General features: G+C 62.7%; 8 protein-coding genes and 1 tRNA gene. 4 read left to right on the top strand and 5 right to left on the bottom strand.

The features are described from left to right. Positions 1-296, top strand: a 296-nt coding sequence (locus tag A2J01_RS01905; RefSeq protein ID WP_197494138.1) for a winged helix-turn-helix transcriptional regulator, incomplete at its 5' end; no start/stop codon positions are given. 9 nt (positions 297-305) lie between these two features. Here the strand turns inward: A2J01_RS01905 and A2J01_RS01900 are convergent. Continuing rightward, entirely contained in the window at positions 306-1,685 is a 1,380-nt protein-coding gene (locus A2J01_RS01900; protein ID WP_064111714.1) for an LLM class flavin-dependent oxidoreductase, read from the bottom strand. Between the two features lie 242 nt (positions 1,686-1,927). Here A2J01_RS01900 and A2J01_RS01895 point away from each other — a divergent pair. Continuing rightward, positions 1,928-2,003 (top strand) — tRNA-Arg (locus tag A2J01_RS01895). Between the two features lie 49 nt (positions 2,004-2,052). Next, positions 2,053-3,015, top strand: a complete 963-nt coding sequence (locus A2J01_RS01890; RefSeq protein ID WP_050654677.1) for a formylglycine-generating enzyme family protein — start codon at positions 2,053-2,055, stop codon at positions 3,013-3,015. Position 3,016: 1 nt separating this feature from the next. On the opposite strand, the gene A2J01_RS01885 is transcribed toward A2J01_RS01890, so the two are convergent. Further along, the gene (locus A2J01_RS01885; RefSeq protein ID WP_050654720.1) at positions 3,017-3,934 is read right to left on the bottom strand and encodes a TauD/TfdA dioxygenase family protein; all 918 of its coding nucleotides are present in this window, start codon (positions 3,932-3,934) and stop codon (positions 3,017-3,019) included. A gap of 35 nt (positions 3,935-3,969) precedes the next feature. Further along, on the bottom strand, positions 3,970-4,638 hold the full coding sequence (locus A2J01_RS01880) for a TetR family transcriptional regulator (protein ID WP_064111709.1): 669 nt from the start codon (positions 4,636-4,638) through the stop codon (positions 3,970-3,972). 205 nt (positions 4,639-4,843) lie between these two features. On the opposite strand from A2J01_RS01880, the gene A2J01_RS01875 reads away from it, so the two are divergent. Next, entirely contained in the window at positions 4,844-7,180 is a 2,337-nt protein-coding gene (locus A2J01_RS01875) for an arylsulfatase (RefSeq protein ID WP_064111704.1), read from the top strand. An 85-nt stretch (positions 7,181-7,265) separates the two neighbouring features. Here the strand turns inward: A2J01_RS01875 and A2J01_RS01870 are convergent, their stop codons facing one another. Next, on the bottom strand, positions 7,266-8,756 hold the full coding sequence (locus A2J01_RS01870; RefSeq protein ID WP_331715285.1) for a DUF4153 domain-containing protein: 1,491 nt from the start codon (positions 8,754-8,756) through the stop codon (positions 7,266-7,268). A 108-nt stretch (positions 8,757-8,864) separates the two neighbouring features. Further along, the coding region (locus A2J01_RS01865; RefSeq protein ID WP_197494137.1) for a sensor histidine kinase at positions 8,865-9,093 on the bottom strand (229 nt) is incomplete at its 5' end.

Here is a 9,093-nt window from a genome sequence, read left to right as displayed (position 1 = left end):
CCGAGATCGGTGTGATGGAAACGCGTCCGCTTCCGGATCGCCCACAGTGGTCGGAGTATCGACTCACCGCCAAGGGCACGGCGTATTTCCCCGTGGTGATGTGCATGATCTCCTGGGGTCAGCGTTGGTTCAGATCCGCGGACGGCCCGGACATCGTTCTCCATCACAAGGCCTGCGGTAAACGGTTCGAAGCACGCTTGGGTTGCAGTGTGTGCGGTGAAGAGTTGAGGTCTTCGGACATCGAGGCCGTCGACCTCACCACCTCGGTTCACGTACCCGGGTCCGGCTGGTCCTGAGGTCCCCGCTCAGCCGGCAGTGCGGATCCGGTCGAAGCTCCGGCCTCGGTGTTCGAGCGGCAGCCTGTCCCCTCGCCCGAACAGTTTGTTGCGCAGCGTTCCCTCGTCGTAGTCGCTCTGGTAGGCACCTCGTTTGGTCAGCTCCGGAATCACATGCTCCACAATGTCTTCGAAGGTTCCGGGAGTCACCGCGTACGCGAGATTGAAACCGTCGACGTCGGTCTCGGACACCCACTCCTGCAATTCGTCGGCGACCTCCGCGCCGGAACCGACAACGATCGGGCCGAGCCCGCCGATGCCCGCCCACTCCGCGATGTCCCCCACCGTCCATTCGCCACCTTTCTCGTCGGCCTGGCGAAACGATGCGACCGCGGATTGAATGGCATTGCTCTCGACGTTCCCGATCGGTTCGTCCGCTCGGTATCCGGAGAGGTCGATTCCCATCCACCCCGAGGTGAAAACGAGCGCGCCTTCACTACTCGCGTAGCTGCGGTAGTCCTCGAGCTTCGCCTGGGCAAACTCAGGGGTTCGGTCGGTGATGATCGTCAACAGTGTGTAGATGCGGGCCGAGTACGGATCTCGCCCGACCTTCGTCAGTTCGTTTCGGATTCGGGCAACGGTGTCTTTGAGAATCGCCTTTGTCGGTGCACCGACAAAAATTGCTTCGGCATTCTCGGCGGCGAACCGAACCCCGCGAGGCGACGCGCCGGCCTGGAAGATGACCGGCGTCCGCTGCGGAGAAGGTTCGGAGATGTGGATGCCCGGAACGGTGAAGTGCTTGCCTTCGTGCTCGATCGGATGAACCTTGGCGGGGTCTGTGTAGACCCCGGTGGTTCTGTCACGCACCACCGCGTCGTCTTCCCACGACGTTTCCCACAACTTGTAGAGAACTTCGAGGTACTCGTCCGCGTGGTCGTAGCGATCGTCGTGCTGGAGTTGGTCGTCCTCGCCCATGTTCCGTGCGGCCGAGGGGAGGTATCCGGTGACCACGTTCCACCCGATTCGCCCGTTCGTCAGGTGGTCGAGGGTGCTCAAGCGCCGAGCGAACGGGTAGGGATGCTCGAAAGCTGTACCTGCGGTGATCCCGAAGCCCAAGTGCTCGGTCACGGCAGCCATCGCCGACGCCAGCAGTAGCGGGTCCGAGACCGGTACCTGCGCGCCCTGCCGCAGCGCTGCGTCGTGATTGCCGCCGTACACGTCGTACGTTCCCAACACGTCGGCCAGGAACAGCCCGTCGAATCGTCCACGCTCGAGGAGCTTCGCCAATTCCGTCCAGTACCTCAGATCCGTGTACCTGGACGACTGGTCCTCCGGGTGGCGCCACAGACCTGGTGATTGGTGGGCGACGCAGTTCATGGCAAAGGCGTTGAATCGGATTCTGCGGGGCATTCCCGCACGATGCCGTGCCTGCTCCGCGGTGAACACCATTGCGATCAGTGCGATCGGTTCGGCTCCTGCTTGCACCCGGCGATACCGTCGACTTCGCGACCTCGTCGGCGGGCCGCTACACTGACTAGCGCAGCTGTGACGCCCGAGGCTTCGTGCCGACAGGTCGAGCGGACGCAACAGCAGTATCGGGAAGCGAAAACCCCGGCAGCACAGGGTTTTCAGCGCTTGTCGGTACGCTCCCCGCCCTCGTAGCTCAGGGGATAGAGCATTCCTCTCCTAAAGGAAGGGTCGCAGGTTCGAATCCTGCCGAGGGCACCAGGTGGGACTCTCCCCACATCGGCGCGACCAACGTGCCATTCTTGAATTCATGACGACGCCTCACTCCACGGCTACTCCCCCGAAGAACATGTCTTTGATCCCGGGTGGGACGTACTGGATGGGCTCCGAAGATTTCTATCCGGAAGAACGCCCAGTTCACCAGGTCACCGTCGACGGATTCTGGATGGACACGACGGCGGTGACGGTCGCCGAGTTCCGACGCTTCGTGAAGGCAACCGGCCACGTCACCACTGCTGAAATCGCCCCGGATGCCGCCGACTATCCCGACGCCGATCCAGCCCTCCTCGTCCCGGGATCGTTGGTCTTCACTTCGCCACCCGGCCCGGTTTCACTTGACGACTACACCCAGTGGTGGTCGTTCACTCCCGGCGCCGATTGGCGCCATCCCGAGGGCGCCCACAGCAACGTCGGGGGACGTGAACGGCACCCCGTCACCCACGTGTCGTACTTCGACGCCCAGGCCTACGCCGCGTGGGCCGGCAAGGAACTCCCGACCGAGGCCGAGTGGGAGTTTGCCGCCCGCGGTGGACTCGATCGCCAGGCGTACGTGTGGGGCGATCACGACTCTCCGGGCGGGCGGCCCGGTGGCAACGTGTGGCAGGGCCAGTTCCCCTGGGAGAATCTGCTCGAGGACGGTTACGAGCGCACCGCTCCGGTCGGAAAGTTCCGGCCCAACGGCTACGGACTGTTCGACATGGCCGGGAACGTGTGGGAATGGACGGCCGATCACTACACATCGGACCACGCCCGCAGTTCCAAGAACGTCGCGCCGGCCTCGTCGTGCTGCATTCCTCGTAATCCCCGAGCGGAGTTCGCCACGGAGGCGTTGGTGGGCGAACCCTACGCACGACGGGTGATCAAAGGCGGCTCACATCTGTGTGCACCGAACTACTGCTTGCGCTACCGCCCCGCCGCGCGGCAGGGCGAATCCGAGGAGTCCTCAACCTGCCACGTCGGCTTCCGGTGCATCATCCGCATTCCGCAGGAGTAGATCAGAAGGGCACGTCCCCCAGGATGGCCACCCGCTCCATGACGCGGCGATGAGGGAAGTAATCACTCGCTGCGTAGTGCTGGGTAGCCCGGTTGTCCCAGAAGGCAATGGAATTCGGCGCCCACTTGAAGCGGCACTGAAAGTCCGGGACCTTGACCTGCGCGAACAGCAGGTTGAGCAGATCGTTGCCTTCGACAGGATCCATGTCCGGAATGTGGGTGGTGAAAAGGCTGTTGACGAACAGAGTCTTACGCCCGGTCTCCGGATGCTTACGCACCATCGGGTGCAGGACCGGCGGGTACTGCTCCTTCATCTGTTCCAACTTCTCCGGGCTCATGCCGCGTCCGAAGGACGGCACGAAATCGTGGATGGCGTCCTTGCCGTCGATCAAGTCCTTGATCTCGTCGGGGAGGCAGTCGAAGGCGTTACCCATATCAGCCCAGAGCGTGTCACCACCGGCAGGCGGTACGTCGATCGCCCGAAGTACTGAACCGAGCGGCGGCGTCTTCGTCCAGGTGACGTCGACGTGCCAGATGTTCTCGGTTCCTGGACTGTCCTCTCCGCGTTCGAATCTGACGACTGCCGGGACCTCTCCCTGCGGGAGAAGTGGATGAACCTCGAGTTCACCCCAATGGGCCGCGAAGTCACGATGATTCACGCTCGAAATCGGCTGGTCCCGAAAGAACACGACCTTCCATTCGAGGAGGGCCCGACGCACGTCCTCGATCTGCTCCTCCGACGGATCACGCAAGTCGATATCGCTGATCTCGGCACCGATGAACGGTGTGACGGGTGTCAGAGTGAACCGCTCGTACGGCCTCGATTCAACGCCTTCCGGATTGCGCCTCATTCCGCGTGGTCCGAATTCGATTGTGTGATTGCCGATTTGGACTGTTCGTGATGATGTAAGGGTAGCCATCGAATGACTCCGTCCTGTCGTGTCGTGTCGCGGGGTCACACGTCAATCGACGCGTGCACCCGCTTTGCTCGTGTGCGTTTGTGTGCGCTTTGGGGCGCGGTCAGTGCTCCTACCGCGAGATCGACCAGATGATCCACCGTCGTATCGAAATCTGCCTGCACAACGGGGTTTTCGTCTTCGCGGCGCTGCTCGAAGATGGCCAGAGCAGAGACGCTCATGTTGAACGTCAGATCGATCCGTTCAACCGCGACGCGGCGGGGCAGATGCGGCAACGCCCGCGTCAACCTGCCGACTACCTCGTTGATTCCTTCACTGACCTCGCGAAACTCAGCACTCTGTGTATCCACTGACGGTGAAATTCTCGCGATGAACCGCGCATAGTTGGACCCGTCGACCGTCGCCAGAAAATCGGCCAGTGGGTACAGAAAGGCTTCGACCAAAGCACGGACCAAGTCGGTCCGCCCACTGGCGTCGATGTCGTCGAGATACGTCAGTCGCGCTGCGTTGATCTGATCCATCCGATGCCGGAATACGGCCAGCACCAGACCGTCTCGCCCACCGAAGTGATACTGAACTGCAGAGTTGTTGCGCTGCCCGGCCGCAGTCGCCACGTCCCGCATGGACACTTCGTGAATACCTTGCTCGGCGAACATCCGCTCGGCGACGGCGATCATGGCGTTCTTGGCATCCAACGAGGCGGGCATACACCGACCATATAAGTCACTGTCTTAATTCCGCAAGCCCCATCCCCTGTGCGCGGCTAGGGAGTGCAGGGACTCCTTAACCACTCACGGGGGTAGTTGTCCCAGTCAACGAGACATACGCCGCCAACTTAATTCCGCTCGATACGCTCCAGATTAAGACGACCGCTTAATCCGCCCGGTTTTGCACACGCCAAGGAGCCTGCTGGTGAATCGCCATTCCATTCCGATCATTCCCGAGACGCCGAACGTCGCGGCCGCCGTGTACTACCCCGATCAGAATCCCCCGTACACCCGCCCGGAACCGCTTCGCCCGCCGGTCGGGGCCCCGAACGTGCTGCTGATCATGATCGACGACGTCGGATTCGGCGCACCCTCCGCGTTCGGTGGCCCGTGCCGCACCCCCACCGCCGAGCGTTTGGCCGAAACCGGCGTGAAATACAGCCGATTCCACACCACGGCTCTGTGCTCGCCGACGCGTGCCGCCACACTGACCGGGCGCAACCACCACAGTGTCGGTATGGGTGTCATCTCCGAAATGGCCAACGCGGCACCGGGATACAACGGGACCCGCCCCGCCTCTGCCGCCACGGTCGCACGCGTCCTACAGGGAAACGGCTATGCGACAGGTGCTTTCGGCAAGATGCACCAGACCCCGACGTGGGAGACCACCGCTGCCGGGCCGTTCGATCGGTGGCCGGTCCGTGAGGGTTTCGACAAGTTCTACGGTTTCCTCGGTGCCGAGTCCGACCAGTTCACCCCGGTTCTCTACGAGGACTTCACGATGGTCGACTTACCCAAGACACCACAGGAGGGTTACCACCTGTCAGAGGATCTCGTCGACCACGCGATCGAATGGATCGAGGGCGTCAACACGATGGACCCCGACAAGCCGTGGTTCTGCTATCTCCCCTTCGGCGCGTGCCACGCTCCACTCCAGGTTCCGGACCGATACCTGAACAAGTACGTCGGCGAATTCGATCACGGGTGGGATCGCCAACGCGAGATCACCCTCCAAAAGCAGAAGGAACTGGGCGTCGTCGCTCCTGATACCGAATTGGCCCCGTGGGCTCCAGGGCTCCCACACTGGGACGAACTCGACGACGACCAGAAGAAGGTCTCGGCCCGTTTGATGGAGTTGTACGCGGCGTTTCTCGAGCACACCGACGACGAGGTAGGCAGGCTCGTCGACCGGTTGCAGGACATGGATGTACTCGACAACACTCTGGTGCTCTACATGATGGGTGACAACGGCGCTTCCGCGGAAGGCGGAATGGAGGGCTCGTTCAACTACCTCGCCGGCCTCAACAGTTACAAGAGTGCGACATCCGACGTACTGGCGCGCTACGACGAATTGGGGACCGAAACCAGCTACCCGCACTATCCGGCGTCGTGGGCTCTGGCTCTCGACACCCCTTACCAGTGGGCCAAGCAGGTTGCGTCCCATTACGGCGGTACCCGAAACGGTCTGATCACCCACTGGCCCAAGGGGATCGACAAGCCAGGAATCAGGGAGCAGTGGCATCACTGCGTCGACATCACGCCGACAATCCTGGAAGCTGCCGGTATTCCGGCACCGACCAGCGTCGACGGGGTCACCCAGAAACCGATGGAAGGCGTGGCGATGAACTACACCTTCGCCGAGCCCGATGCCGAAGAGCGCCACACCACACAGTATTTCGAGATCTTCGGCAACCGCGGAATTTACGATCACGGTTGGACCGCAGTCACGGCCCACCGCGCACCCTGGCTGATGGCCACTCACGGCCTCGAGCTCACACCGATGAGCGAGGACCGTTGGGAGCTGTACGACACCTCGGTCGACTGGTCGCAGGCCCGCGATCTCGCGGACGAGCATCCCGAGATCCTCGCCCGGCTCAAGGAAAAGTTCCTCGTCGAGGCGGCCAAATATCAGGTGCTGCCGCTGGACGACAGAACGGTCGGTCGCCACGCCACCGCGGAATCACGACCCCCGCATCCGATGATGGGCCGCAAGACCCTCACGCTGTACCCACACATGAACGGTCTGGTCGAGAAAGCCGCGCCGACGTTCTTCAACCGCTCGTACACGCTGACCGCGAGTCTGGGTAGCGTCGCCGACGGCATGCTGGTCAGCCTCGGTGGCCGGTTCGGCGGATTCGCTTTGTACATACTCGATTCCGTCCCCGTCTACTGCTACAACTTCAGCGGCGGTGGTCGGACCTTCGTGCGTGGGCGCAACCCGCTGGCACCCGATGCGCGCGAGGTGTCCGTCCACTTCGAGTACGACGGCGGCGGAATCGGCAAGGGTGGAACCGCCACCCTGAGCGTCGACGACGAGGTGGTCTCCGAGGGCCGGATCGAGAAGACCACTCGGGCGATCTTCAGCATGAACGAGCAGCTCGACGTCGGCATCAACCGGGGAAGCCCGGTCGCGGAAGAGTTCGCGGAGAAGGGCACGTTCCGCTACGGCGGCAAACTCCACAGCGTGACCGTCGACTTACGATCCACCCGAGATGTGGTGTCCGCAGAGGAACGGGAGAAAATCTCACTCGCCGTGCACTGATCGACCAGGCGACGCTCGCCGATTGTGCAGCCGCGCGCGATATCTGCCGTGCGGCTGCACAATCGCCCTGCGTCTATCCGACCGTTTACATCTGCAGGCACGGCCCCACCGGGCGAGCTTCCAGGATGTCGCGGGCCTTCTCACGCGCTGCGTTGAACTCCCAGGGCGCAGTGGTGCCCGGCACTCCGAATCGATATCTGCTCAAGGCACATGAACGCTGCGGTTCCGGTAGACGATCCAAGGCAGGTACCGCGTCGACGGAGAGCCCGCGTAAGTAGGAAACGTCGATGCTCTTGCCGCCCTCGAACCGCTCCACGTTCTTTTGCGCGATGTACGCGTCGGGGTTGAACACCGCGAAGGCCAGCAGCGCGACGGCCGAAGTGGCGAGAACAGCTGTGGGCAGCCACTTCCCGGACATCCGAATACCTGCGACGAGCAACAACACGAACACGAAGCCAAGAAGCAGCTCTGTCGCGAAGACGCTGACCCGGAGCACCGTGAAACCGTACTGATTCTCGTACAACCACATCCGGTGCACAGCGGACGCCACGATCACCAGGCTGAAGACACACAGGGCACCCAGCAGTCCGCGGGCAAGACGCCTCGATCCAGCGTCGCGGCGGTCGATGTACCGCACTGCGACGGCGATGACGAGCAGCGTCAGCACGGTAACCGCCATGAGCTGCCAGAAACCCTCACGCGCATAGTCCGCATAGGTCAGTCCATCGGTCACCTGTACGTGCTCGTCTCCCCCGAACAGCGTCTTCGTCTGTACTGCGACAAAACCGAGGAACAGCACGTTGAGCACTCCGAGCGGGACCGCCCACTCCCACATCGGCAACGGCGTCGCCGGCGCAGGTGCAAACGCGTCCACCGTCGGCGTTCTGCGGCGCAGATACACCGCAACCAGCGTGCCGAACGCCATCACGACGCCGGCAAAGATCCGTGCCCCCGGGTTCGACACCGAGATGGCCGGAGCGAAGCCGCCGAAGATCTTCGCGAACTCCGGATCCGCACTCACGAACAAAGATCCGAAAATCAACAGGAGAAGAATCGACACTGCGCCCACGACGACAACTCGCGCCGCCGGCACCCGCGGAGCAGAGCGGGTAGCGAGCTTTCGACGACGAACGAAGTTGACCGTCCGGTGCGGTGCCCGCCAGGGAGCAAGCGTTCCCAGAAGTATCCCGGTCCACGTCCGCCCGCCGATCAGAGTCCACGTGAACAGAACCCATGCAACCACGACGCAGAGGAACACCAACCACTCCGCACCGCGAACGGCGGCAACACCCAGCAGTGCGAGCATCCCGATGGCGGCGACCCACTGCGTCACGGTCATCCGCGGCGGCGTCAGAATCCCGAAGACGATCACCACACCGGCACCCACGATCAAGTACGCGATACTCGCGAACCCTGGGTCGAGGATCAGGGCCGCAAGCACCCCTACTGCGGCCGCGCCGAGGAGCATCGAGCGGGTGGCCATCGAAGTGCGATCGGGACGCCAGAACCGGCTGGAACGCTTGGGTTTTACGGCCGGCATCGGCGGTTTCGGTGGAATTACTATCGGAGCGCTCATGTGATCTCCTATGTGTCTGGTTCAATTTTTCAGGGTCGGAAGTACAGACGAATGCCGATGAAGACATGCGCCATCGCGAGATCTCTCGATCTCGTCAGGGACTTTGATTCAGTTCTGCGGCAGCACTACTCGAATGCAACAACCCGACGGGGCATCGACGACGGCAATCCTGCCGTCATGTAATTCGACCGCCCACTTCGCGATCGCGAGGCCGAGTCCGGTGCCTCCGTCGGTCGAGCCGCCGCGGATGAAGCGGTCGAACACTCGCTCACGGGCCTGTGGTTCGATGCCGGGGCCGTCGTCGTGGACGTCGAGCACCAACTCCCCCGCGCTGCCG

The sequence above is a fragment of the Rhodococcus sp. EPR-134 genome, assembly GCF_001647205.1.
Taxonomy (GTDB): Bacteria; Actinomycetota; Actinomycetes; order Mycobacteriales; family Mycobacteriaceae; genus Rhodococcus_F; species Rhodococcus_F qingshengii.
This window is presented reverse-complemented; position numbering and strand designations above follow the sequence as displayed.

What these genes read in the sequence shown, in the direction of transcription:
- A2J01_RS01900 (WP_064111714.1), bottom strand. Translation starts at nt 1,685, where the DNA reads ATGCCCCGCAGAATCCGATTCAACGCCTTTGCCATGAACTGCGTCGCC.
- A2J01_RS01890 (WP_050654677.1), top strand. Translation starts at nt 2,053, where the DNA reads ATGACGACGCCTCACTCCACGGCTACTCCCCCGAAGAACATGTCTTTG.
- A2J01_RS01885 (WP_050654720.1), bottom strand. Translation starts at nt 3,934, where the DNA reads ATGGCTACCCTTACATCATCACGAACAGTCCAAATCGGCAATCACACA.
- A2J01_RS01880 (WP_064111709.1), bottom strand. Translation starts at nt 4,638, where the DNA reads ATGCCCGCCTCGTTGGATGCCAAGAACGCCATGATCGCCGTCGCCGAG.
- A2J01_RS01870 (WP_331715285.1), bottom strand. Translation starts at nt 8,756, where the DNA reads ATGAGCGCTCCGATAGTAATTCCACCGAAACCGCCGATGCCGGCCGTA.